The organism is Cupriavidus sp. OTU4054 (genome assembly GCF_038440175.1).
Taxonomy (GTDB): Bacteria; Pseudomonadota; Gammaproteobacteria; order Burkholderiales; family Burkholderiaceae; genus Cupriavidus; species Cupriavidus pauculus_D.
On record NZ_JASATF010000001.1, the window covers coordinates 537,183 to 561,765 of the forward strand.

Here is a 24,583-nt window from a genome sequence, read left to right on the forward strand (position 1 = left end):
ATCGAGCTCAACATGCGCGTACTCGTCGCAGGCTTCAAGCACGAAACGAATACCTTCGCCGAGAATCTGGCCGACTGGGCCGCATTCGAGCGCGGCGAGACGTTTCCGAAACCGACCCATGGTCAGGCCACGCTCGACATGATCGCCAGCGTCGAGGTCTCCGCCACGGGCTTTGCGAGGCAAGCGCGGCAACGTGGCTGGACACTGGTCCCCAGTCTCTGGTGCGGCGCGGTCCCTTCCTCGTATGTCACCGACGAAGCGTTCGCGCGCATCTGCACGACCATCGCCGCGGATGTGCGACGGCTCGACTTCGATGCGATCTATCTCGAGTTGCATGGCGCGGCGCTGACGCAATCCCACGACGATGCGGAAGGCGAGTTGTTGTCGGTCATCCGTGCAATCGTGGGCAAGGATATGCCCATCGTCGTCAGTCTCGACCTTCACGCGAACGTCACCCGCACCATGCTCGAGCTGGCGGACGCCATGGTCGCGTTCCGCACTTATCCTCACATCGACTACGTCAAAACCGGAGAGCGCGCAGCGGAGCTGCTCGAGCGACTGGTTGCGAACGGCGGCGCGGAGAAAACAAGCTCGCATCGGCTTCCCTATCTCATCTCCATCAATTCGCAGGGCACATCTTCCCAGCCAGCGAAAGGCTGCTACGAGCTTGTCGCCGAAGTGGATCGCGAGTTTGGCACCGTATCGAGCTTTTGCATGGGCTTTCCGGCATCCGACTTCGACGAGTGCGCGCCGGTCATTTGGTCTCACGGAGACCGTGCCGAAGCCGCCGCCGCCAGACTCTTCGCGCATATCTCGGAGCCGACCCAATGGCAGCTCACCGCGCAGACCGCGGACGACGCCGTGAAGGCCGCGCTGGCACGCGCCGCCGTGACCAAAGGCACCGTCATGGTTGCGGACACCCAGGACAACCCGGGCATCGGCGGAACGGGCTCGACAACGGGCGTATTGCATGCGCTCGTCAAGGCAGGCGCGGGGACCGCGTTGCCGCGGCGCGTGGCACTCGGGGTGCTCTACGACCCGGTTGCCGCGGACGCGGCGCATCGCGCCGGTGTCGGCGAGTACCTCGACATGGCAATCGGCGAATCGGTGTGTACCCCGGCGGGACCGAGCGAGCCGCCCGTGCAGGGTCGCTTTCTGGTCCGCGCGTTGTCCGACGGCATCACGACCTTCAAGGGTCCGAAGATGACGGGATTCCAGACCCAGCTGGGCAAGACTGCGTGCCTTGAACTGGAGGGCATCCTGATCGTGGTGGCGAGCGGCAGGATTGGCGCTCAGGACCGCGAGCTTTTCCGGATGGTCGATATCGAACCGGAAGCGATGAAGATCATCGTGGTCAAGAGCTCCCACCACTTCCGCGCGGATTTCGATCGCCTGGTGGAGAACCCGGAGCGGGACATCCTGTTCGCGTTGGCGCGCGGACAGCTGCTTGTCGACCCTGCCGAACTCCCGTGGAAAAAGATCTCCCCGTCAACGCGTCTGCGACCCTGAACAAGACACGCATTGCCACGGCGCGCATCGCCGCGGATCCGCTGGGTGCGGTGCAGTTATCACAGAAAGTTTAAGGTTTGGGGAGGACTTGGCGAGGACTTGGCGACACACAAGCGCGTACGCTTGCCCGGATCGAATCAGGCTTGAGTGACCATGGATCAGGACAAGCGGAACCCTCCGGGGCTTCCCCCCAGACTCGGCCCTGCCGCGCTGGCGATACGCCTCGGCGCGATCGGACTTGCAACGTTGTGCCTCGCCGGCGCGTTTGCCTACACGGGCGGATGGCTGACACCGGAGCGGCTCTCGCCCCATCGCGTGGTCGATGGCTTCGAGGCCACCAGCGGCCGACATATCGGCTTTCGCCGCAACCACGCCAAGGGCGTCTGTGCCACGGGCTGGTTCGACGCCTCCGGCGATGGCGCGCCGTTCAGCCGGGCCGATCTGCTGAAACCCGGTCATTACCCCGTGACAGGCCGCTTCGCCTTTGCCGGCGGCATGCCGTACGTGTCCGATGGCCCGGCGCTGGTCCGCAGCCTGGCGCTGCAGATCAAGCCCCCGGGTGGCGAGGAATGGCGCGTGGCCATGATCGATATTCCGGTCTTCCCGGTCGCCGATGCCGACACGTTCTACGCACAGATGATGACGCGCGTGCCGGACCCCAGGACCGGCAAGCCCGATCCCGAGAAGATGAAGGCCTTCGCGGCCGCCCATCCCGAGGTGCTCACGGCGATGGGCATCGTCGGCAAGCGCCGGCAATCGTCCGGCTTTGCCAACACCACCTACAACGGCCTGAACACGTTCCTGTTCGTGAACCGCGACGGTGCCTCGGCACCGGTGCGCTGGTCGTTCGTCCCCGAGCAGGCGTTTGCTCCGGTCGGCCCACAGCAGGCGGACAAGAACTATCTGCTCGATGCGCTGATCGCGGACGCGGCCAGGCCGCTCAAATGGAAGGTCATCGTGACGATCGGCAATCCCGACGATCCGGTGCGCCCGGATCTGCCCTGGCCCGAAGGTCGCAAGCAGGTCGATATCGGCACCGTCACGCTCGATACGCTCGCGAGCGAGGACAGTGCCGGCGGGAGCTGCACCGATATCACGTTCGACCCCACCGTGCTGCCGGCCGGCATTCGCGTATCGGCCGATGGCATCCCGAGCGCGCGTTCGGCCGCCTATGCGCGATCCTTCCAGTTGCGCGAGCACGAGCGCGGGGCCAAGCCGCCCAGCGCCATCACCGAATCCGACGTGAAAGCCGGAGGCAAATCATGAGCGACCGTGTCCAGGGCTTTTCCTTCCTCTCGCGTCTGCTGCACTGGGTCATGGCGGTGCTGATCGTGGCCATGCTGTTTATCGGTATCGGCATGGTCTCGACGGTATCCGGCCGTTACACCACGTTGCTGACGTTGCACCGCCCCATCGGCATCGCGATCCTGCTGCTTGCCGTGCTGCGCCTGATCAACCGGCTGACGCACCGGCCGCCGCCGCTGCCCGCCTCCCTCCCGGCACCGCAGCGCATCGCCGCGCATGCGTCGCATCTGCTGCTGTATGCGCTGATGATCGCCATGCCGCTGGTGGGCTGGGGCATGCAGTCGGCGGGCGCATTCCCGATCGTGCTGTGGGGCACGACCGAACTGCCGCCGATCCTGCCGCACGATCCGCAGCTTTACGCGTCCCTGCGGCAACTGCACACGACAGGCGCGTTCGCGTTGTTCCTCGCCCTGCTGTTGCACTTCGCCGCGGCGCTGTTTCACGGACTGATTCGCCGTGATGGCGTGCTGGCGTCGATGACGACGGGCAAGGCGCGGTAGCGTCCCGGAGCTTACTTCCCCTCTTCCGGCACGTTGTAAGCCGCGCGCAGCTGCGTCACGTACGGCTGGATCGCCGCCAGGCAGGCGGCGCAGTTGCCACCTTCCATCGTCGACAGCTTCCAGTTGCAGCCTTCGTCATCGGCCGCGTGCCAGCAGACATCCCCGAAGCACGACCCTTCGCATTCCGGATGCCTGGCCTGTTCGGCACGCAGCATGGCGCGCAGTTCGGCCTTGTTCTTGATCTGTCTTGACATGATGTCTCCCTCTCGCTGTGGCGAAGCAATACCTGCGACGACCCGCTGTCGCTATCGAGCATACGCCGATATTGGGCCTGCGGGCTGATAGTCTTGCTATCGCGGGAAGCCCATACTGGGTCGCCCTCGTCAATGGCGCGTCAAGTTTGCTCAACGATCCGGAGGATACGGTGCCAAAACTGCTGGACAAGTCGTGGGTGGTTTTTGAAAGCCTGGAGAACCCGGAAGGGAATCGCTGCGTCGACCTTTTCACGCGCCCAGACCGGACGTTCGGCTTCGAGGAATTCCGAAAGGACCCCGAGGACGGCGGCGTCTGGACATCGGTTCGGCATTTCGCCAATCAGTCCTTCGCTTCGCGTGCGGAAGCACTCGCGGCAGCCCGCCGCGTCGTCCCGTGGCTCATCGCTTCGATGGCGCCGGACGGCCAGCGCTTTTAGAGACCGTAGTACCGGCAATTGCCCATGATGCGGTCGCGTTCATGCTGAGGAAATTGCCCACCCGCAAGCAGCCGCCGAAGCGCGTCGCGGCCCTGTTCGATGGCGCCGACGTAATATGCGCTGACGACGAGCTCATCCAGTGCGCGCCATGCATAGACGCCATCGTCAATGAATAGCGAGTCGGCCGGACGCGGCACGGCGGCGGCCTGCTGCGCATAGAGGTGGGCCAGCGCGAATTCGCCTCGCAGCCGGTGGTAACGCGCCAGCGCGCAAAGCGGCTCCGCGCGCGCAGGGCGGAACTGGTAGGCATCGAGATAGGCTGCCTGAACGTCCTCCCGCGCGTCGCCGCGCCGTTCCCGCAGCGCGCCGATTTGAAAGCGCGCGTACCAGACTTCCTCTTCCCAGCCGCCCATCGCGGCGCGGTCCTGGTAGTGCTGGATGGCCTCGCCCAGCTTGCCCGCATCGCGATAGCTTTGCGCGAGATAGAAGCGATAACGCGTGTTGTCGGGCACCTCGCGGACTGCATTCTCGAGGACCTCGATGTCGCGCAGGTACGTCTGCGGATCGCGCGCTCGCGCGCCGTCGCGTGACACGACGATGGTGGCGTGCGGGAGCGCCTCCCAGCGGTGCGGCCCGTCCTGCGTCAGAAATTCATGCAGCACGCCTTCCCACCGCCATGGCTGACGCGCGCGTACCAGCGCGTTGCGCAAATAGTGCCAGCCATCCAGCTCGCAGCGAAACTGGTAGCCGTCGGCCTGCAGGTCGGGCCACGCGAAGCCGTGTTCCATGCGGAGCGTTTCGTCGGCATCGATACACAGCACGTAATCGTCCACGCCTGCCATGGCCGTGCGGGCAAGCGCCATGGCCTCGTTGCGGTTGTGCGCGAAATCGCGCCATGGCCGCTCATGCAGAGTACCCGGCAAGTCGGCCATGAATCGGCGGATCGCGTCCTGCGTGCCATCGCTCGACCCGGTGTCCACGATGACCCAATGGTCGATCCACGGCTTCACGCTGGCCAGGCAGCGTTCGATGACCGGGGCTTCGTCCTTGACGATCATGTTCAGGCAGATGCGGGGCACGTCAGACTCTCCGAGTGGCAAAAATCCGGGCGAAGGATACCCGCTTTGCCGGTCCCGCGCGAATCGCGCGCGCGTTCTGTCTGCCCCTCCGAGGGGGGGCAACAATGCAATAACCCGTTTGAACCGTTCATGGCTAACATGCTGGCCGCCACGGGCAGTGGTCCGCATAACCGCGCCGGAGGCCGGGTCTTCGAAATCTATCAATCTTTGACGGGAATGGGAAAAATGAAACAACGACAATGGGCTGCCGCCCTTTCGATCGCCACGGCTGTACTTCTTGCAAGCTGCGGCGGCGATGACAGCACAGGAACCAGCGCAAGCACCCCCACGGCCCTGCCGGCAGCCACGATTTCCGGTACGGCGGCCACAGGTGCGCCGATCACCAACGCCGCGCTGACGATCAAATGCGTCAGCGGGCAAGCGACCGTCACCACCGGCACGGATGGCAGCTGGAGCGCTACCACGGCAAATCTGGCACTGCCTTGCGTATTGCGCGTGACCACTGCCACCGGTGAAGTGTTGCATTCGTACATCGAAAGTGCCGGCACGACCAACGTCACGCCGATTACCGAGCTCGTCGTCGCCGCAGCGTCCGGCAGTGCCGATACCGAGGCGTTTTTCACCAGTTTTTCCACGGTCTCCGCCGCAGCCGCCAGCGACAAGCTCGCGCTGGCCATCACGCAGGTCAAGCAACGCCTGGCGTCCCTTGGTGTCGACGCCGATTCGCTGAATCTGCTGAATCAGAAGTTCAACCCCCGCAACGGCGACAAGTACGACGATCGCCTTGAGGAAATCGCGGCCAAGCTCAAGCAGGCCAATTCGACGCTGGCCGCGCTATCGAGCGATGTGGCGCAGGGCAAGGTAGGTCCGGTAGGCCCCACTGGCGCGACGGGGGCGACCGGGGCGACGGGCGCCACGGGTGCGACGGGCGCGAACGGCGTGGATGGGTCGCCCGGCGCGACGGGTCCGCAGGGGCCGACAGGCGCCACCGGTGCAGCGGGTGCCACCGGCGCTACCGGCGCCACGGGGGCCACAGGTGCTACGGGTGCTACGGGCCCGACCGGCGCCACCGGTGCCACCGGCGTATCCGGTTCAAACGGCGCGACCGGCGCGACAGGGGCAACGGGTGCCACGGGCGCAACGGGCGCAACCGGGCCCACAGGCGCTACGGGTGCCACCGGTGCCACCGGTGCCACGGGCGCGACCGGCTCGACTGGCGCAACGGGCGCCACGGGACCTGCTGGCACGGTTCCCGGCCTGGGCAATCCCGACACCACCGTGAGCGATGGCACCGGCGCTGACTGCACGATGGCGACCGTGTGGCTGTCCGCCGCCAGCTTCGCGGCTGGCGGGACGCATGCCGACGGCCGCATCCTGAGCATTCAGAGCAATCAAGCCCTGTTCGCGCTGCTGGGCACGAAGTTCGGCGGCGACGGCGTCAGCAACTTCCGGCTGCCGGATCTTCGGCCGCTGGAGCCTACCGGCCTGTACTACGTGATCTGCACGCAGGGTATCTTCCCCACCCGACAATAAGGTCCCCTCCTTTTGGCTCCTGGCAGCGCAAATGGCAAGGCCGCCCCACTCTGTCGGGCGGCCTTTTTGTCGCTGTCGTGACCATCGCCCCGGCGCATCCAATCCGCCTGGAAGGCAGAGCGCGCGCCATCACCCCTTGCCGCCGCATCCGCTGCCGCTCAGCACGAACGCCGACACGTCGTCGCTGACGGGAGACAGCCAGCGCAATGGCGTGGAAAACACGCCGATGAGCAGCGTGTGCGAGAGATGGCCGTATTCGCGATGGGTCACCGGCACGCCGGCCGCGCGCAACTTTTGCGTCATCTGCCGCGAATTGCGCTCGGGATCCACGAGCCGGTCGCCGATGTCGACACCGATGAACGAAGGCGGCGATTGCCGGGTGACGAGGTCGATCGGCTGCGAGTCGGCTGGATAGTCCGGATGATGGAAAACCGGTTGCGCATCGGGATTGACGATCGGCAGGAAGTCGTAAGGCCCCGCGAGGCCGATCCACCCGCGCAGCTGCGTCGGCGACGCCCCCGCCGCCGTCAGCCACCGCTTGTCGAGCGCGATCATCGCGGCGTTGTAGGCGCCCGCGCTGTGGCCCATGACGAAGACCCGCGAGGGATCGCCACGGTAGGCCGCGATGCTGCGCAGTGTCCATGCCACGGCCTGCGCGCTGTCGGTCAGGAAATCCGGATAGGTGACCTCGGGATAGAGCCGGTAATCGGCGATGACCGTCAGAATGCCGTGGCGCGCGAGATTGGCGCCCACGAACGCATAGTCCGCGCGCGACCCGGAATTCCACGTGCCGCCGTAGAAGAACACGACGACGGGCGCCTTGTCGCCACAGGCCGGTTCACGCGGCACATAGACGTCTAGCTGCCCGCGATCGCCTGCCGCGTAGGCGATGTCCTTCAGGTGGATGTAGTCGCCCGACGGCGTCAATGCATTCAGCGCATCGACCGTCGAGCATCCACCGATGGACAGCAGGAACGCCGTCGCCGCCACGCGCCACATCGCTCTCGCGCTCATCGGGTCGGGGGCGCGGCAAAGTGCCGCTGAAGCCAGCGTACGGGCGCGCCGATCACCGGGAGCTGCCGCCACAACGCGGCGGCGTCCCAGTAATCGCAATGCATGCACACGCGCCCATCGTCGTCGAATTGCAGATGCGTGCTGCCGGGCACGACGAACGCATGGCCACGCACCGCGCCCGTGAACACCCATGTGGCGAAGGCTTCCTGGTCGCCCATGACCTGGCGCTCGATCGCGAAGCGGGGAGCGTCGACGGTCTCGAACATATGCGCGAACAACGCCTGAATGGCCGCGTGGCCCCGCACGCTGTTGAAGGGATCGGTAAAGCGCGCATCGTCCGCGTAGTAGCGCGGGAGGTCGTACAGCGACTGGGGCGTCAGCGAGGCGTACCAGTCGAGCAGCGCCGAAAGCGTTTGCGAATCTCGGGTGGCGGTAGTCATGTCATGCCATGTTCAGGAAGAGTTCATCAATCGTTGCAGCAGCGAAAGCCGCAACCGATACGGCAGCATGCTGAGCAGGCGCATGACCGAGGTGAATCGCGACGGGAATGCGATCTCGAACCGGCCGCGCGCGAGGCCGGACAGGATCGACGCCGCGGCCTCCTCGGTGGTCTGCAGGGCCGGCATCGTGAAGTCGTTGCGCGCCGTGAGCCGCGTGCTCACGAACCCGGGGTTGACGAGGTACACGCCGATGCCGTGCGGATGCAGCTCCGCGTATAGCAGCTCCGCCAGGTTGATCATGGCGGCCTTCGTCGGTCCGTAGATGGTGGCGTTCGGCAGGCCGAGGTAGCCTGCCACGCTGGCGAGCATCACCAGGCTGCCGCCCCGGCGCGACATCATCGCCGGCAGCACGGCGGCCAGACCGTAGTAGACGCTCGACAGGTTCGTCTCGATCGTATTGCTCGCCTCGGCCGCGTCGATTTCCCACGGACGCAGCGGCCGGTAGTCGGCGGCGCAGAAGACGATCATGTCTACCGCGCCCCACGCCTGGCACAAGGCATCGTGCGCGGTCACCCAGTCGGACGGGACGCGCGCGTCCATCGGCGCGACCAGGCCGCATGGATGACCGTCGATCACGGCAGCCAGCGCTCCGGCCCGCCGCGCGGAGACCGCGACGTGCGCGCCCCGCGCCAGCAGCGCCTGCGCCAGCGCCGCGCCGATGCCGCTGGAAGCGCCGACGATCCAGACGCGCTTTCCGGCCCAGTCCGTCCAGCGAGGGTTCATGGAAAAGCCATGCATGGCGACATCCGCCTGATTCAGGGAGCGGGACGGCGGAAGAACACCGTCACCTGGCCGACTTCGAAACCGAACTTGGTGACACGCGCGCGATTGATCAGCGTGCGGTCGTCCACGAGCACCATCCAGTCGTCGAACTGCACGTCATAGGTCTTGTCATCGACGGGCAATTGCAGCGTGTACCGCCACCGCAGGACGTTGCCAGCGGCCTGGCCGCTCGCGCTGCCCACGACATCGGGCGCGGTGCCTTGCCAGCTGCCATCGGCGGCCCGCGTCAGCGTCCATGTGCGATGCTGCGTCGTGCCGTCGCTGTAGCGGAAATCCTCGTCGAGCACGAAGCGCCCATCGCGCTCCTGCCCCTGCAGGTCGACGTAAAAGCGCTTGACGATCTCGCCGCTCCGCTTCTGGAACATGCCCCACGCCTCCGTGCGTCCCGCGAAGAAGCGGGCAACGTCGAGGGCCGGCTTCTGGTCGGCGTAGTGGGCGACGTCCGGCGCGGAGCATGCCGTGCAGAGCGCGGCGACGGCGATGGCGCCCAGAGTGGCAACGAATTTCATGAGGACATCTCCTGCGCCGGATACCGGGCGGAACGAAGCAGCGCCATCGCGGCAAGTTTGAGAACGCAAGGAAGACCGGCATACATGAACGCCAGCGCGTGCCCCGTCGCGCCGATGGCCGGCGTTCCCGGCTGGTAGCCCAGCCATGCGAGGACGGGCAACGTGAGCCCTGCGATCGCCAGGCATAGCTTGGTCAGCAGCGTCCAGACGCCGTAATAGACGGCGGGTCCCTCGCCCGCGGGAATGCGCGTGGCCAGCAGGACCGGCGGCAGCGCGAGGTCGGCGCCCACCGCCAGACCCGACATGGCGCAGATGAGCAGAAACGGCAGGACGCCGCCGGGCTCGAGCAACGCCGCCCACACGAACGCAACGATGGCGAGCGCCATGGCCAGCCGCCACGCATGCATGGCGCCGATGCGGTGCGCGATGTGCACCCACGCCGGCAGGCCGGCCGCGCCCGCCACGAAATACAGCGTCAGGCAGGGGGCGACCCACTGCGGCGCCATCAATCGGTCTTCGATGAAGAAGATCGCGAGGGTAGCGGGAATGGCGACGGCGATGCCATTCAGGAAGTAAGGGGCCAGCAGCGCGCGAAAGGCGCGGTTGTGGCGCACGGCATGCCATGGCCCTGGCGCGGCGCTCGCCAGGGCGGCTTTCGCATTCCACGGCGGGGCCAGCCGAAAAAGCATCCACAGCGCGGCGACGAGCAGCGCGGCGAATAGCGACGCAAAGGCGGTCATCGCCAGGCGCGCGTCGGTGCCGGCGATCGTGATCAGCGTGGCCGGAATCGCGGTGGCAAGCAGCACGCCAACGAGGCCCGCGCCCTCGCGCCATGCGGCGGCGCGAGCGAGCGTATCGTCATCGCCGAGACGCGCGGCCCATGCCAGGTAGGCGATGTTGATCAGGCTATGGGCAAGGTAGACCGCGACGAGCGTCGCGCCCAGCCATGCCGCCAGCCAGGCGTCGCCCGAAACGGGCGGCAGCCACAACGCGGCGAAGGCCACGGCGAGGCAGAGCGCGGCGCCTCCCATGACCGGAGTCAACGCATGGCGGCGCGCCAGCTTGTCCACCCACAATCCAAGCAGCGGGTCTTGCGCGGTATCGATCAGCCGCGCGGCGAACAGGACGATACCCGCCAGCGACAGCGACATGCCCATTCGCGTGGTGTAGTACGCCGGCGCCTGAATGTAGACGGGCAGAGCCACCATGGCGAGGGGCAATCCCAGGGCGCCATAAGCGGCAAGTCGGCTGGCGGTGGGCGCGGTCATGACGGCAGGCCCAGCAGGTGCCTGCGCAGCGCCGGCGCGCGCGTGGACGGATCGAGCCAGATCGAGAAGAATGCGCGCGCGAGCATGGGGTCCTCCAGTGCGCCAAGGGCGCGATCCCCCGCGTAGAAGCGCGCCCCCTGGCCGGGCAGATAGACGCCGGTCAGCACGTCGCCGGCGCGCACATCGGGCAGCACGCGCGACAGCGCGGCGCGCCACTGGTCCAGCGTGGCTTCCGGGATCGTCACCGCGGCGAGGCGTTTGATCTCGTCCATGCTGGTATCGGTGAGCCGTTCGCCCGAGATGCCGCGGGCGTAAGTCAGTCGCAGCGCCAGCGGCGTATCGAGCGTGACCGGGCTCTGTGCCGCCCAGAGCTGCGCGGTGTAGATGCGGATGCCGAACCAGCGGAAGTCGCCTTCGCCTACCATCCGGACGTCGGCGGTACCCGGCCATGCGTCCCGCCACGCCTCCGCTCGCGCGGCGGTCACCGTCGCCATCATCGCGATCGTCGCCATCGTGGCAAGCAGAGCGATCGCCATGCGCTGTGGCCGGGTATTTCGCACGTCAGGCCTCGCGCGTGAGCAGGAACTGCATGACGTCGGTGCGGCCTTCGTCGAAGCCCGCTTCGCAGTAGCAGAAGTACAGATGCCAGAGCCGCAGGAAAGCCGCGTCGAAGCCCTGCGCGGAGACATCGTCGCGCCGCGCCTGGAACGCGTGGCGCCAGCGCCGAAGCGTCTCCGCGTAGTCGGGACCGAAGGCCAGCACGCTGCGCGCCGTCAGCCCGGCCCGCGCCGCGACGCGCGATAGCCGCTCGGGGCTCGGCAGCATGCCGCCCGGGAAAATGAATTCGCGAATGAAATCGCTGCTGGCGCGATACGCGTCGAAATGCGCATCGGCGATCGTGATGGTCTGGATCACGGCCCGGCCGCCGGGACGCAGGCAGGCGCGAACGATGTCGAAGTACTTGCGCCAGTAGGCCTCGCCGACGGCTTCGAACATCTCGATCGAGACAACCGCGTCATAGTGGTCGCCGCGCGCGGGGAGGTCGCGGTAGTCGCACAATGCCAGATCGATATGGCCACCGATATGGCCGCCAATATCGCCACCGATGCCCGCCTGCGCGACACGCTCGCGCGCCAGCGCCAGTTGCGCGTTCGAGATCGTGACGCCATGCACGTGAATGCCGCGGCGTGCCGCGTGCATCGCGAAGCCGCCCCACCCGCAGCCGATCTCGAGCACGCGCATGCCGGGCCGCAGTTGCAGCGTGTCGACGATATGGGCGTACTTGGCCTCCTGCGCGTCGTGCAGCGTCCGGCCGGAATCGCCGTCGAACAGCGCCGCGGAGTAGGACCACGTGTCGTCCAGCCACAGCGCGTAGAAGGGATTGCCGAGGTCGTAGTGCGCATGGATATTGCGGCGGCTGCCGCGCGGCGTATTCCGGCGCAGCAGATGGCGCAGCTGATACCAGCGGCGGGACAGCCATGTGCCGACGATCGTGCGCGGCAGCACGGACTGGTTGCGCATGGCCAGGCGCAGCAGCGCCGTGACGTCGGGACTATCGACCCACTCGTCCCGCCACGCCTCGGCAAAGCCGATGTCCCCGGCACGCAGGATCTTGCCGCAGGCGCGCCAGTCCCGCAGCGTGAGCCGCGCCCCGGGCGCGGCATGCGGATCCCCGAAGATCGTCTCGCGGCCGTCGGGCAGCGTGACCACGAGGTGCCCGATGGTCAGGCGACTGAGCATGGCCAGGAATGCGCCGGCGGCGATCGGCATGTCGCCGAGGCGAGACTGCACGCGGAGGCCGGAGGAGGAACGGTTCATGGGCGGATATCGTTGGGCAGGAGATCGGACAGGGGTTCGGCTGCGGAAGCTGGCGCGGATAGGGGCGCCGTCGGGGGCATGGCGGCCATCGCGGCCTCGGGATGCGCGGGCGGCGCGGCGCGCGATGCGGGCGGCTCGCTGCCATGGAACGGCACACCGCGCACCCACAGCCGCAAAGCCTGCCAATGGATGCGCGCCGTGACGGACAGCGTCACCCAGGGCTGCCGCAGCAGCGCGGCAAACATCGCGCCACCGGTCAGCGGGCGCTTCCATCCGGCAATCGACGTGCGGAGCAGCAGCCCGTCATCGTCGAAGTAATCGATTCCGACGAAGGACGTATCGGCCGTCTCGCGCAGATGAAACCCGTAGTGTCCGCGCACGTCGTTGAACGGCGACACATGCAGGCACTTGCGCGTGGCGAGCACGGTCGACTCGTCGATCGGTCCCAGATTCGGCGCCGTGATGAGGTAAGCGTGCCGTCCGCCGAACGTGTTGGTCACTTCGGCGACCAGCGCGCGCAACGCGCCATCGCGATCGTGGCAATACCAGAAGCTGACCGGATTGAACGCATACCCGAAGATGCGCGGAAACGTCTGCAGCCAGATCTCGCCGTCCTCCGGCAGCCCCGCCTCACGCAGCCCCGCCTCACGCAGGCGCGCGCGCATCCAGGTTGCGAGGTCGGTACCATCGCGCGGGCCATAGTCGGCCGTGCGCAGGCTCACGATGCGCGCGCGGTTCACGCCGAACCACCAGCGCTCGAGCCCGGGCAACGCATCGAGATTCACGCGCAGGCAGAACACCGGATAGACGAAGCGGTTCCGCACCGGCCGCAGGCGGTCGTGCATCACGCGGGAGGCAAGGAGCCATGCGATGGGCGTCATAGCCGTGCCCACGCAGGCAGCAGGCCGAAGTCATCGACCACGCGCAGTGCGGATTTCAGGCCGTCTTCATGGAACCCATAACCGGTCCATGCCCCCGCGTACCACGTGCGGCGCTCGCCCTGCAGTGCGGGCAACGCGCGCTGCGCGGCGATCGCCTGCAGGTCGAATAGCGGATGCTGATAGTGGAAGCGGCGCAGCTCCGTGCCCGGCGCGGGCTCGCGGAATGCGTTGAGCGTGACGACCACCGGCGTTCGGAACGGCAGCGGCTGCAGCTGGTTCACGAGATAACTGACGCAGACCGCGCGCGAGGACGCGTCGCGCTGGCCGCCCAGGTAGTTCCAGGCGGACCACACGCGTTGCCGCCGCGGCAGAAGCGTGGGGTCGGTATGGAGGATGGCGACGTTCGGCGCGTAGCGCACGGCGCCGAGCACCTCGCGCTCCGCGTCGCTCGCGTCGGCCAGCATGCGGAGCGTGTCGGGCGCATGGGTGGCCATGACGATGGCGTCGAACCTGGACGTCCCTTCGTCCGTCATCACGCTGACGCCCTCCTCATCGCGCCGGATCGCGCGCACGGGCGTCCGCAGCCGGATGTCGCCGAGCTCGGCCGCGATGCGCCGCACGTAGGCACGCCCGCCGCCGGCGACCGTGCGCCATTGCGGGCGGTTGGCGATCTGCAGCAGCGCGTGGTTCAGGCAGAACCGCAGGAACGTGGCCGCGGGAAAGCGCAGCACGTCGGCGGCGGCGCACGACCAGATCGCGGCGGCCATCGGCAACAGGTAGTGCTGCTGGAACGGCTGGCCATAATTGCCCGCCACGAGCAGGTCGCCAAGCGAGCAGTGCGTGGTCTCCGCATCCGCAAGGTGGCGCCGCGCCGCGCCGTTGAAGCGGACGATGTCGCGCAGCATGCCGAGGAACGTCGGAGAGAACGCGTTACCGCGCTGGGCGAACACGGTATTGAGGTTCGTGCCGGCCCATTCCATGCGGCCATGGTCCATCGACACCGAGAACGACATGTCGCTCGCATGGGAGGCTATGCCAAGCTCGTCGAACATGGCGATGAGGTTGGGGTAGGTGCGCTCGTTGAACACGAGGAAGCCCGTATCCACGGGCGCGGTGTGCCCATCGAGCGTGACGTCTACCGTGTTCGTATGCCCGCCCAGGTAGTCGCCTGCCTCGAACAGCGTGACGCGATGGCGACGCGACAGCAGCCATGCGCTGGCCAACCCTGAAATGCCGGCGCCCACAACCGCGACGCTTTGTCCCTGTTTTGTGCTTTTAAAGGCTCTCACGACCCACCATCCTCTCTGCTTTTGTTCTTTCTGGCGCCCTTGGGCACTGCGAGTGCTAAGATGAGGCTACCACTTCGGAAAGAAGACTACTACATAGTAGCGAGATTTACTAATGAGTATTTTCGGCAGGCTCAGTTTCAAGGATCAGGCGTTTCAATTGCGCGAGGACGCGATCCTCGACGCGGCGACGCGCATCCTGGCTGGCAAGGGGTTCGATCTGATGACCATGGACGACGTGGCCACGGAGGTCGGCATTTCCAAACCGAGTCTCTACAAGCACTTCAAGTCGAAAGATGCGCTGGTGGGCGCGGCGATGATCCGCCTGATCGACGGAGCGCTGTCGTTCCTCGAGGAACTGCCGGCCGATCTCGATGCGGTGGGACGCCTGCGGGCGTTGCTGGAGTGGGCGCTGCGCGTGCGGCTTCAGGGAGGGCTGCCGTTCCTGCCCTCGACGAGTCCCGGTGTGCGGGACATGCTCACGCGCAACCTGGGCTATGTCACGCGGGTGCTGAAACTGAACGGCCAGTTGAAGGGACTCGTCGCCAAGGCAAAGGCGGCCGGCGCGCTCGACGCGAGCCTGCCCGACGACGTGATCCTGTTCAGCTATTACTCACGGACCTGCGATCCGGCAGTGGAGTACCTCCGGATCTATGCGAAGCTCGACGACGAGGCCATCGTCTCGCACATGCTGGACGTGTGCTTCGGCGGTATCGGCGCCGAAAAGCGCGCTCGATAGCTGACCGCCCTGCTCGGCCAGCAGGCGCTGGTTCTCCGTGGTCTGTTCTTCGGTAGAGACAGACGCGGCCCTTGGTGCGGACGCTTATCGGCGCGTGAGGTGCCTGGGGATACGGCGGCGAAAGTGTACGTACCGGAAACCCCCGCCCCCCAAAAAAACCCCGGAAGACCGCGATCTTCCGGGGTTCGCCGCCATTACTCCCTCGTACAGGCTCGCCGGACAATGCACCCATGGTGATGCGCATATTCCGGTAGCCATTGATGGGCCCGTGCGTGACAGTTTCCCAGCGAGATGGTGGATGCACGTTTGAGCGGGGACTCTATCGGGTTCTGCGACTCACAGACGTTCCGAAAGTGAAGATGCTGGTCGACGCGGGATTCCCGTTCTTGGCAAGACGAATCCTGCCGTTTTCTACTGACTGGCTCGGCCGCGTTTTCGCCGCCGACGCCGCAGGCTCGACAGAGGGGAGCCGATGGTGCTTATGCTGGAGCCCGGGACAGGGGAAGCGCTAGAGATCCCTTGCACCATTAAGAGCTTCCACGACCGCGAGCTGATCGAAAATAGGGATGCCGCACTGGCTGCCACGCCAAGTCCTGCCAGCGGTCCTTCACCCAACTCGGCGCAGTCGTCCGAGGACGGCCAGGAGCGGCCGTTCAATCGCCCAATGAAAATGGCAAGTGTGTGTTGTTTGCGCGACACCCCTCGTCAGCATAGGGGGAGCGGCGTGGCGGTTTTGCTAAATTCCCTGCCACGAGAGCCAGCGACACATTCCTCCGCGGGACCAAGCAACAAAAAACTCGTTCATCTCCCCCTGATGTATATCAACCTTCCAATCGCGAGCGAGGTTCCGCTCGTAGCGCCCGCTGATTCGTGCTGCAACTGCGGATCCATATCGAAGATCAGCCCGATGGCTACGGACCTGCGCCGCATGCCTTTGATGGGACTGGCCGGCACCGAGATTACGGTGGTGCTTCCGTTCCCCTATTGCGACGTGTGTGCCGTTACAGCGCGCCGGCGGAGGCCATCTCCGCTCGGGGTCATGGCCATTACTTGCTTGTTATCGCTTTGCTTCGGAATGCTGCCGGGATTCCGTGACGGCCATTGCGATGACAAGTACCGATCTAGAGGGCCGCGCTCAGGTGGCGGTTCGCCGGGAGTGGAGCAGATACGGCTTTAGTCCCCAAAGTTTGAAAGCACAAAACGGAGTGCGCGGAGCGGGTTGCCTTCTTAAACTTGCGGTAGTTTGCTATCTACCACCAGGAAACGAGGATCCGTTCATGTCACCCTATTCCCTGTCCACAACGCCAGAAGGCATTGTTGATTCGCTGCTTGCCCACATCAACTCCCTAAATGTGGACGTAATGCTCGAGTTTTACGATCCCGAAGGGATGCTAATCGACGCGGCAGGTGTACCGCAGATCGGACGCGAGGCCATTGCCGTGGAACTGGAGAAGTATTTCCAGCTCGGCCTGAAGATGCAAATTGTCCAAAGGCATCTGTTCGTGGCAGGCGACATTGCTTCACTTGTACTCGACTGGTCTCTCATTGGAAAGGCGCTCGACGGCCAAACCGTGCATATGGTGGCCACTGCGAATGACATTGCACGCCGTGGAGCAGACGGCTACTGGCGGTACCTGATCGACAATCCGTTCGGAACGCAATTGCGCATGCTGGGCGCAGCTTGAGATTCCGCCGTTCATGAAGTCCAAACCGCCCGACCTAACCGAATCGATTGCTAGCATTGATTGTCGTTCCGATCTATCAGCCACCGCGCGCGATCCTCGCTGGCAGTTGGTGCTGAAGCGAGACGCGTCTGTGGACGGGCGGTTTTGGTGCTCCGTCAGCACCACGGGAGTGTATTGCCGTCCGTCTTGTCCGAGCCGACATGCGCGCCCGGAGCATGTACGCATACACGACACACTTGAAGAGGCTCGAGCGACGGGCTGTCGGCCTTGTCGCCGCTGCGACCCAGACGGTCCAACCCTGCGCAGTCGCAATGCCCGATTGGTTGCAGAGGTTTGTCGCATGATCGAACAGCGTATCGATCGGGACAATGCCGAACCAGCGTTGGCAACGCTAGCTGCGAACGTGAACAGAAGCACTCGTTACCTGCATCATCTCTTCAAATCACTCACGGGACTGACGCCCAAGGCCTATGCCGCAGCCCATCGCGCGATGAAGTTACGAGGCTCCCTGGAACATTCGGAAAGCGTGACCGAGTCTCTCTACGAGGCTGGGTTCAACTCGAGCGGTCGCTTCTACGAGAACGCGACTCGCATGCTGGGGATGACGCCCACGAGCTATCGCGCGGGAGGCAAGAATGAAGAGATTCATTTCGCCTTGGGACAGTGCTCCCTAGGCGCAATCCTCGTGGCTGCCAGTCGCAAGGGAATCGTATCCATCCTTCTGGGCGATGATGCCGAAGCTCTCTTGCAAGGTTTGCAGGATCGCTTTCCTCAAGCCCATCTGATCGGTGCCGATCAAGAGTTTGAAGCGTTGGTGGCAAACGTCGTCGGTATGATCGAGCAGCCCGCTATCGACAAGAACCTCCCCCTCGATATTCGAGGCACCGCTTTCCAACAGCGTGTTTGGCAAGTGCTTCGCAAAATTCCGGTGGGAAGCACACTGAGCTATGCGCAGGTCGCGCGCCTCGTTGGAACTGACGTGTCGGAGCTTGATATTGCCAGCGCTTGCGCTGGCAACCCGCTAGCCGTTGCGATCCCTTGCCATCGCGTAGTCAGAACTGATGGAAGGTTTTGGGGCTATGCATGGGGCATTGACCGCAAGCAGGCGCTGCTTGACCGTGAACGTTGCACTCACGTGCAATCGTGAGCGACGATAATCATGAACGATTGCCGTGCCTCCGGTTTGAAGCGTCCGGCATAACGCAGCCCAGAGAGGCTCGGCAAAACGATTTCAGGGTACGCGCCGCGTTAATTACGCCACGGCAGCAACAGGCACCCGGAAAGGCGCACCGAGACGATTGAACGCGTTCATCGCGGCGATGGCGATCGTGAGGTCAACCAGGTCCTTCGGCGAAAATGCCGCCGCAGCAGCGGCATAGGCTTCATCCGATGCATGCGTTTCGCTGACACGCGTGACTTCCTCAGACCAGGCCAGCGCGGCACGCTCCTGATCGGTGAACAAGTGCGCAACCTCATCCCACACTGGCACCAGCGTAATTTTGTCGACGGACATGGTTTTTCTGAGATCGCGGCTATGCATGTCGATGCAATGCGCGCACCCGTTGATTTGCGAGACGCGGAGAAACACGAGGTGGACAAGTTCCTCGGGGAGATTCGTCTTCTTCGTGACGTAGTGGTGGATACCAAAAAGCGCCTTTGCGCCGTCCGGTGCGGTCTCTTGCCAGTTCATGCGGGTCATCTCGGTCCTTCTCCGTGGGTGATGCGAATAGTGTCGCCGTCGCGTCCAAGCCGCCTATCGACTTGCGCCGCGATCCATGTCATAACGCAACGTTACTCCGCTGGGCATTAGAGAAACAGGCCCAAAAACTGGCGAAACGACTGGCCCAAAAATGAATCAACCGAATTCGCCCGCTGCGCTGTCCATCCTGGTGGACCGTGCCATCGCCGAGCCGATCGGCGACCAGATCCATGCGAGCCTGCGCCAGGCAATCGTCGAGGGCCGGCTCGTACCCGGACAGCGCCTGCCTTCCGGCCGGGACCTCGCTGCGCAACTTGGCGTCGCGCGCGGCACCGTCCGCGTGGCCTACGATCGGTTGATCGCCGAGAATCTGGTATTCGGTGCAGGCTCCTCGGGCACACACGTTTGCGCGCGGCTGCCCGCGGAGCGAGCGGATGGCGAGGCTTCCCTTGACGGGCCTCTAGCGGATTTCACCCGCCCATTTTCGAGCGCCCCGCTTCCATTCCAGATGGGCGTACCGGCCCACGACGCATTCCCAGCCAAGCTCTGGGCCCGCATGCGCACGCGTGCCGTACGCGCCGATGCCTTCGCTTACACGGCCTATGCCGATCCGCGCGGCGAACCTGCCCTGCGAGCCCAGATCGCGAGCCACCTGGCCGTAAGCCGGCAGATGCAATGTCATCCCGATCAGGTCATCGTCACCAGCGGATACCGGCAAAGCCTGATGCTGGCACTGACCGCACTGCGCGCGCATGGACGCAAGGCGTGGCTCGAGGAGCCAGGCTATCCACTGGGAAGACGCGCGCTGGAAATCATCGGTGCAGCGGTCATACCCGTACCTGTCGATGCCGATGGGCTGCGAGTGGAGGCTGGCGTCGCCAGCGCGCCAGATGCTTTGCTGGCGTTGGTCACGCCGGGCCAGCATGCCCCGCTCGGCGTGACCCTGTCGCCGGCACGAAGGCATGCGCTGCTCGACTGGGCGGCGACAAGGGGTGCCTGGATCATCGAAGACGACTATCTCGGAGAACTACAGCTCGAAGGCCGCGCCGCACCGGCCCTTGCTGCAGGCGAAGGTGCCGAGTGTGTGGTTCACATCGGCGCGTTCAGCAAGACGATCAGCCCGGGGCTCGGCCTGGGTTTCGTCGTTGCCCCACGCTCAGTGGCGGAGCGTCTGGTTGAGGTATCCGCCGTGTTGTCCCCAGCTCCGAACCGGACCACCCAATTGGCGGTGACGGAGTTTCTGAGGAATGGACACTACCTGCGGCACCTGCGACAGATGAAGGCGCTCTATGCGGAGCGCCGACGCCTGACGCTGGCGCATGTCAACAAGTTTCTGCCGGGCACCATGATGGCGGGCCTGGGGGTGATCGCACCGCTGCCACAAACCGCCGACGACCGCATGGTTGTCGGCATTTCCCGGGCGCATGGCCTCGCGCCTTCGGCACTCTCCGCCTGGTATCTTCGCCGCAGCAACGCACAAGGTGGCTTGCTACTCAGCGCGACAAACCTCCGCCCAGACAACATCGAGACCGTCTGCGCGACGCTTGCGGGTATCGTTGCGTCATCAAGTCGTAGCCCACATGAGTCCAACGGTCGCCAACGCGGCGTCGAACGTCCGCTTTCTAGAAATATCGACGACCGCTAAGGGTCGGAAACGGCCACCGCCGGCGGCTTCCCGAACGCCTGTCAAGGGTCGATCGCGGACCGTTGCAGGGCTGGCCGCTCCCGGGCGGCCCTTCATCCGCCTCACTCCTTCATGCAACTAAATTGCATCAATTTGGCGTCAACGCCCCATCGCTATCTCCCTTCGAGCCGCCCTCCCCGCACCAACCGCACGCTCGTGCCGACATTTGAGTTTGCCGCGCACTCCGACATCTGAGAACGACCTAGACATTGGGATGGGGCCAAATCAATGGCGTGGCTGCAGAGCGTCCTCGCCGGCGGGCGAGGCGATGCCGGAAAGCCATACGCGGCTTACATAACTGTTAGATGAATCCGAGGTCTACTGACGGGTCGGATCGCTCCTATCTTCGAAGTCTGCGACGCAGTTCGTGTCGCATTGAAGACAGAATGGAGCACATCAGCATGACTCGTAAGCTTGAAGGAAAAATCGCCCTGGTCACGGGCGCTAGTGAAGGCATTGGATTCTCGATCGCTCAGCATTTCGCAGAACAAGGGGCGCGCGTGTTTTTGACCGGTCGCCGTCAGGCACAACTCGATGCGGCCGTCGAGAGGATCGGGCACGGTGTCGTCGGCATTCGCGGCGATGTTGGCAATCTCGACGACCTCGATCACCTCTATCGCGAGATCCAGGTTCAGGCGGGAAGGCTCGACATCGTTGTGGCCAATGCCGCTGTGTATGAGTTCGGTAAGTTTGGGGATATCTCCGAAACCCATTTCGACAAGATCTTCGATATCAACGTACGGGGCACGCTGTTCTCGGTACAGAAGGCACTTCCCTTGCTGGTCGACGGTGGATCGGTCATCCTCGTCGGCTCGATCGCCTCGAACAAGGGGTATGACCAGTTCTCTGTCTACAACGCGTCGAAGAGCGCCATCCGTTCGTTTGCGCGAGGCTGGACCAACGACCTGCGTGACCGCAAGATCCGCGTCAATTCGCTGGCGCCTGGCCACACGCAGACGCCGGGCCTTGATGTGCTGATCACGCCCGAGCATAAGGCGCAGATGATCGCCGTTGCGCCGTTGGATCGCCTTGCAACCGGCGATGATCTCGCCAAGGCAGCATTGTTCCTCGCGTCTGACGATAGCGCTTTCATCACGGGCGTCGAACTTTACGTTGACGGCGGCGCCGCGCAAGTCTGATTTGCATGGCCGCGAGCCGGAGCAACGCGCGGAGATGTGCGCGACTCCGGCTCGAGAATTGCCAACCTTGTTCATGCATGACGCGTAGCGCTTTCGGCGGGCATCCTCGGCTCGAAATCATTCCTGATGGCATCGAGCTTGTCTTGCAGTGACATGGTTGCTATGCCCTTTGCTGATGAGTGATGGCAGAGGGAAGCGTGACGCATGCAAGCAAGGGCGAGAAGACGCATAGCGCTCTATGTATTATTCACCGCTGACATAAGGGGGCTTATGATCGAGAACCTGGCCGCATTGAGAGTCTTCGTTCGAGTTGCGCGAAAAAGGAGCTTCTCCGCTGGCGCGCGGGACATGGATCTGCCGCAGCCTACCGTGTCGCGCATGATCGCCGCACTCGAGCGCGAGATCGGTACGCCGCTGTTTACACGCACCACACGCGCCGTGGTCCTGACTGATGCTGGCATCGAGTTCCTCTCGCGCGTGGAGTCGATCCTCGCGCAACTCGATGAAGCCGAGCAGGCCGCGCGCGGTACGCATGCGCTGCGGGGTGTGCTACGCGTTGGCACGTCGGCAAGCTTCGCGTCCCGTGAACTCTTGCCGGCGTTGCCAGTATTCCGTGCGCGTCACCCACAGTTGTCGATCGAGTTGCTCGTCGATGACTATCGGCAAGACCTGGTCACCGAGAACGTAGATGTGGCATTCCGCTTCGGTGTGTTGCCCAACTCCTCGGCGATGGCGCGCAGGCTGGCCGTGTGGCCACGCATTCTGGTGGCAAGTCCCGCATATCTTGCCCACCGCGGAATGCCGGCGACGCCAGCCGATCTAGGAGCGCATGAAGTCATTGTCGGCCCGGCGCCGGCAGGGCGAACCTGGACTTTCACGCAGCGCGGAAAGCAGGTGTCGGTCGAAGTGAAAGGTAGCCTGGCCGTGACGAATGCCGAGGTTGGCATCCAAGCCGCGCTGGCCGGGCAAGGCATCGTGGCGGCGGCCTCGCGTGCATTCGAACCCGATTTATCAGAAGGCCGACTCATCCAGCTACTGCCCTCTTGGCAGATGGACATGCTCGAACTTAATGCTGTATTTGCTGCGGGCAAGCGTGCACGGCCTGCAGCCAAGGCGCTTGCCGATCATGTCGCAGGACGACTCACGACGTGAGCAATGACCGGTAATGGCCGGTCTCGGCCTGCTGCAAGCGCTACGCAGCGCGTTCATGTACACCTGATAAGCGCTCCGTCAGACGAATCGCGGGATGGGTCCTCGCTGCGGCGTCTGGTCCGGGAGCGCGACCACTTCCTGATCGATGTAGCACCACCCCCAACCCTCAGGGGGATCATAACCCTCGATGATTGGATGTCCAGTCTCCTCGAAATGCGCGCGGGCATGCATGAGAGGCGAGGCATCGCAGCAGCCAACGTGACCGCAGATTCGACACAATCGAAGGTGCACCCACGGGCTGCCCACTTTGAGGCATTCCTCACAGCCTAGAGCGCTTGGCACGACATCACGGATGGCATACGCATGGTTACAGCCGTTCATACGACCTCCTTTTCACAGTCCTACGCGCTCAGGACGGTTTGCTCTCCTCTGTAGCTTACAACCGCTTCCTGGCGAGTGCCAGATTCGCCAGAACAAATAGGCTGAGCGGCATTGCCGCGTCCGCCTATTGAAGCTGCCTTGTCGGAGCGATCCAGAGGGCGACGTTTCTCACAAAGGCTTTCACATCCTCTAGACCAGAGGGATTCACCAGGACCTCGTCGCCAGGAGGCTCGCTTACGAAGCTCGGGCAGCCACAGCGTGGATCCCAGTTGTAGTTGGCAAAGTGGTGGAAGCTTGATGTGACAACCCCGCGTCCAAGTTGATTCCCGTGCGTATCTCGCGCGCGGTCAAACGCTACCAGCAGGTTAAACGGGCGGGCGCTTGCGGTACTTTGGCCGGTTGCGATGACGCGCGCCCGCTTTTCGCCCGGAGGTGCATCGATGGCGCCCTCATGGGGGTGAGCTGGGAGCAGCTTGATCGTGCCGGAGGGGGAGTCAGGATTGAGCAAGAGGGCATGGATAGGGTCTACCGCCCGTACGTTCTGGAAGTCCCCATTGCGGCCTGAGTGATAGTTTGGCCAGGAAATGTCGGGTGCACCGCGATCGTCGTTGACTTGACGTGACACGTCCGGATCTGGATTCCGGGTGTGAAAATGGTGAGCTTGGCCAACACCCGCCAGATTGCAGACCGAGGCACCGACATCCTGATGATCGCGCGTCACCATCAGGCCGCCTCCGCGCTCATGGAAACGCGAAATTGCCTGGCATTCAGCAACAGAAATTCCGTCTCCCGCGTCGACGGCAAACAGCCATAACTCGTCGTAATCCAGGCGATCAAGCGTTCCCATTATGGGATCAGCGCTACCGTCTGAACGGTTTCGAGACGTGACATCAAAGAGCCTGTGCCCGGTCTCATCGGTCAGTGACTCGAGATAAGTTTGCAGTAGCGAGAAGCGCCCAATGTGCCAGTCATCTTCCGCCGCCGGAATTGTTGTCTGAAGAAGAATTCGCACAGGTGCTTGCATGATGGGATCTCCTGAAGTCATACGACATGTGCCCAATGTTGCTGCTCTTATTATTGTCCCCATTTGGGTCGGAAGAGGGCAATTCTGCGAGTGGGAGGCGTGACTATCGTCATAGTGAGCCGTCCCGATCTTTACAGGTGAATACCCGCGACACCATACAACTGAAAGGAAATCGAAAGCTGCGACCCCTAATTTTCACTTATCCAGTGCAGTCACCAAAACTGGATGAGAACTCGGGAACGAGCGCCCCGAGCAGGACGTTATTGTCGGCTTGATGTCCATTCTCCTCAGATTGTCTCTTCTTTATTGCCCGGGGTTGCTGTACGTCTGAGTTCCCGCTTGCTTCGGTTGACTTGGCCAATCAGTTAGGAGCCGGTCTCATGGAACTACTATCCAACCTCGGC

The 24,583-nt window shown here is 64.2% G+C and carries 25 protein-coding genes; 11 read left to right on the plus strand and 14 right to left on the minus strand.

Annotated features, from left to right (window positions below):
- Positions 1–12: 12 nt before the first annotated feature.
- From AAHB16_RS02700 to AAHB16_RS02710, 3 genes are all read left to right on the plus strand, one after another.
- The gene (locus AAHB16_RS02700; protein WP_342049993.1) at positions 13–1,509 is read left to right on the plus strand and encodes a M81 family metallopeptidase; all 1,497 of its coding nucleotides are present in this window, start codon (positions 13–15) and stop codon (positions 1,507–1,509) included.
- Between the two features lie 153 nt (positions 1,510–1,662).
- Complete coding sequence (locus AAHB16_RS02705) at positions 1,663–2,775, plus strand: catalase family peroxidase (RefSeq protein ID WP_342049994.1); 1,113 nt, start codon at positions 1,663–1,665, stop codon at positions 2,773–2,775.
- On the plus strand, positions 2,772–3,314 hold the full coding sequence (locus tag AAHB16_RS02710; protein WP_342049995.1) for a cytochrome b: 543 nt from the start codon (positions 2,772–2,774) through the stop codon (positions 3,312–3,314). Before AAHB16_RS02705 ends, AAHB16_RS02710 begins: the two co-directional genes overlap by 4 nt.
- A gap of 11 nt (positions 3,315–3,325) precedes the next feature.
- Here the strand turns inward: AAHB16_RS02710 and AAHB16_RS02715 are convergent, their stop codons facing one another.
- Complete coding sequence (locus AAHB16_RS02715; protein WP_150372192.1) at positions 3,326–3,568, minus strand: hypothetical protein; 243 nt, start codon at positions 3,566–3,568, stop codon at positions 3,326–3,328.
- Positions 3,569–3,738: 170 nt separating this feature from the next.
- Between AAHB16_RS02715 and AAHB16_RS02720 the strand changes: the two genes are divergently transcribed.
- Positions 3,739–4,005: a hypothetical protein gene (locus AAHB16_RS02720; RefSeq protein WP_342049996.1), complete on the plus strand. Its 267-nt coding sequence runs from the start codon at positions 3,739–3,741 to the stop codon at positions 4,003–4,005.
- On the opposite strand, the gene AAHB16_RS02725 is transcribed toward AAHB16_RS02720, so the two are convergent.
- Positions 4,002–5,084: a tetratricopeptide repeat-containing glycosyltransferase gene (locus AAHB16_RS02725; RefSeq protein ID WP_223851280.1), complete on the minus strand. Its 1,083-nt coding sequence runs from the start codon at positions 5,082–5,084 to the stop codon at positions 4,002–4,004. The two genes, AAHB16_RS02720 and AAHB16_RS02725, sit on opposite strands and share 4 nt — an antisense overlap.
- A gap of 225 nt (positions 5,085–5,309) precedes the next feature.
- Here AAHB16_RS02725 and AAHB16_RS02730 point away from each other — a divergent pair, with 225 nt between their 5' ends.
- Positions 5,310–6,617 (plus strand): phage tail protein, encoded by a 1,308-nt coding sequence (locus tag AAHB16_RS02730; RefSeq protein ID WP_342049997.1) that lies wholly within the window; start codon positions 5,310–5,312, stop codon positions 6,615–6,617.
- A 129-nt stretch (positions 6,618–6,746) separates the two neighbouring features.
- On the opposite strand, the gene AAHB16_RS02735 is transcribed toward AAHB16_RS02730, so the two are convergent.
- From AAHB16_RS02735 to AAHB16_RS02775, 9 genes are read right to left on the minus strand one after another with little or no spacing between them, the layout of a single operon-like run.
- Positions 6,747–7,631: an alpha/beta hydrolase gene (locus tag AAHB16_RS02735; RefSeq protein WP_342049998.1), complete on the minus strand. Its 885-nt coding sequence runs from the start codon at positions 7,629–7,631 to the stop codon at positions 6,747–6,749.
- Positions 7,628–8,071: a nuclear transport factor 2 family protein gene (locus AAHB16_RS02740; protein ID WP_150372195.1), complete on the minus strand. Its 444-nt coding sequence runs from the start codon at positions 8,069–8,071 to the stop codon at positions 7,628–7,630. The genes AAHB16_RS02735 and AAHB16_RS02740 overlap by 4 nt, the downstream gene beginning before the upstream one ends.
- 12 nt (positions 8,072–8,083) lie before the next feature.
- Positions 8,084–8,869, minus strand: a complete 786-nt coding sequence (locus AAHB16_RS02745; RefSeq protein ID WP_342049999.1) for an SDR family NAD(P)-dependent oxidoreductase — start codon at positions 8,867–8,869, stop codon at positions 8,084–8,086.
- A gap of 17 nt (positions 8,870–8,886) precedes the next feature.
- Positions 8,887–9,423 carry a DUF3833 domain-containing protein gene (locus AAHB16_RS02750; protein ID WP_150372196.1) on the minus strand — a complete coding sequence of 179 codons (537 nt, stop codon included), beginning with the start codon at positions 9,421–9,423 and terminating at the stop codon, positions 8,887–8,889.
- The gene (locus AAHB16_RS02755) at positions 9,420–10,691 is read right to left on the minus strand and encodes an MFS transporter (protein WP_342050000.1); all 1,272 of its coding nucleotides are present in this window, start codon (positions 10,689–10,691) and stop codon (positions 9,420–9,422) included. The genes AAHB16_RS02750 and AAHB16_RS02755 overlap by 4 nt, the downstream gene beginning before the upstream one ends.
- Entirely contained in the window at positions 10,688–11,227 is a 540-nt protein-coding gene (locus tag AAHB16_RS02760; protein WP_342050001.1) for a chalcone isomerase family protein, read from the minus strand. The genes AAHB16_RS02755 and AAHB16_RS02760 overlap by 4 nt, the downstream gene beginning before the upstream one ends.
- Positions 11,228–11,252: 25 nt before the next feature.
- Positions 11,253–12,509 carry a class I SAM-dependent methyltransferase gene (locus tag AAHB16_RS02765; protein WP_411859781.1) on the minus strand — a complete coding sequence of 419 codons (1,257 nt, stop codon included), beginning with the start codon at positions 12,507–12,509 and terminating at the stop codon, positions 11,253–11,255.
- Positions 12,506–13,390, minus strand: a complete 885-nt coding sequence (locus AAHB16_RS02770) for a DUF1365 domain-containing protein (protein WP_342050002.1) — start codon at positions 13,388–13,390, stop codon at positions 12,506–12,508. The genes AAHB16_RS02765 and AAHB16_RS02770 overlap by 4 nt, the downstream gene beginning before the upstream one ends.
- Positions 13,387–14,679 (minus strand): NAD(P)/FAD-dependent oxidoreductase, encoded by a 1,293-nt coding sequence (locus AAHB16_RS02775; protein WP_342050003.1) that lies wholly within the window; start codon positions 14,677–14,679, stop codon positions 13,387–13,389. Before AAHB16_RS02775 ends, AAHB16_RS02770 begins: the two co-directional genes overlap by 4 nt.
- Before the next feature lie 112 nt (positions 14,680–14,791).
- Here AAHB16_RS02775 and AAHB16_RS02780 point away from each other — a divergent pair, with 112 nt between their 5' ends.
- From AAHB16_RS02780 to ada, 3 genes are all read left to right on the plus strand, one after another.
- Entirely contained in the window at positions 14,792–15,415 is a 624-nt protein-coding gene (locus AAHB16_RS02780) for a TetR/AcrR family transcriptional regulator (RefSeq protein ID WP_342050004.1), read from the plus strand.
- Positions 15,416–16,692: 1,277 nt separating this feature from the next.
- Positions 16,693–17,100, plus strand: a complete 408-nt coding sequence (locus AAHB16_RS02785; RefSeq protein ID WP_150372204.1) for a YybH family protein — start codon at positions 16,693–16,695, stop codon at positions 17,098–17,100.
- 13 nt (positions 17,101–17,113) lie between these two features.
- On the plus strand, positions 17,114–18,247 hold the full coding sequence (gene ada / locus AAHB16_RS02790) for a bifunctional DNA-binding transcriptional regulator/O6-methylguanine-DNA methyltransferase Ada (protein ID WP_150372205.1): 1,134 nt from the start codon (positions 17,114–17,116) through the stop codon (positions 18,245–18,247).
- A gap of 105 nt (positions 18,248–18,352) precedes the next feature.
- Here ada and AAHB16_RS02795 read toward each other — a convergent pair whose 3' ends face one another.
- Positions 18,353–18,799 carry a carboxymuconolactone decarboxylase family protein gene (locus tag AAHB16_RS02795; RefSeq protein ID WP_011546755.1) on the minus strand — a complete coding sequence of 149 codons (447 nt, stop codon included), beginning with the start codon at positions 18,797–18,799 and terminating at the stop codon, positions 18,353–18,355.
- 151 nt (positions 18,800–18,950) lie between these two features.
- On the opposite strand from AAHB16_RS02795, the gene pdxR reads away from it, so the two are divergent.
- The 3 genes from pdxR to AAHB16_RS02810 all read left to right on the plus strand — a co-directional run bounded on the left by pdxR (position 18,951) and on the right by AAHB16_RS02810 (position 22,774).
- On the plus strand, positions 18,951–20,444 hold the full coding sequence (gene pdxR, locus AAHB16_RS02800) for a MocR-like pyridoxine biosynthesis transcription factor PdxR (protein ID WP_342050005.1): 1,494 nt from the start codon (positions 18,951–18,953) through the stop codon (positions 20,442–20,444).
- 440 nt (positions 20,445–20,884) lie between these two features.
- Positions 20,885–21,622: an SDR family NAD(P)-dependent oxidoreductase gene (locus tag AAHB16_RS02805; protein WP_150372207.1), complete on the plus strand. Its 738-nt coding sequence runs from the start codon at positions 20,885–20,887 to the stop codon at positions 21,620–21,622.
- A gap of 270 nt (positions 21,623–21,892) precedes the next feature.
- Entirely contained in the window at positions 21,893–22,774 is an 882-nt protein-coding gene (locus AAHB16_RS02810; protein ID WP_342050006.1) for a LysR family transcriptional regulator, read from the plus strand.
- Between the two features lie 78 nt (positions 22,775–22,852).
- Here AAHB16_RS02810 and AAHB16_RS02815 read toward each other — a convergent pair whose 3' ends face one another.
- A complete protein-coding gene (locus tag AAHB16_RS02815; RefSeq protein ID WP_342050007.1) occupies positions 22,853–23,155 on the minus strand; it encodes a UBP-type zinc finger domain-containing protein in 303 nt (100 codons plus the stop codon).
- Between the two features lie 124 nt (positions 23,156–23,279).
- Positions 23,280–24,179 (minus strand): hypothetical protein, encoded by a 900-nt coding sequence (locus AAHB16_RS02820; protein WP_342050008.1) that lies wholly within the window; start codon positions 24,177–24,179, stop codon positions 23,280–23,282.
- Between the last annotated feature and the right edge of the window lie 404 nt (positions 24,180–24,583).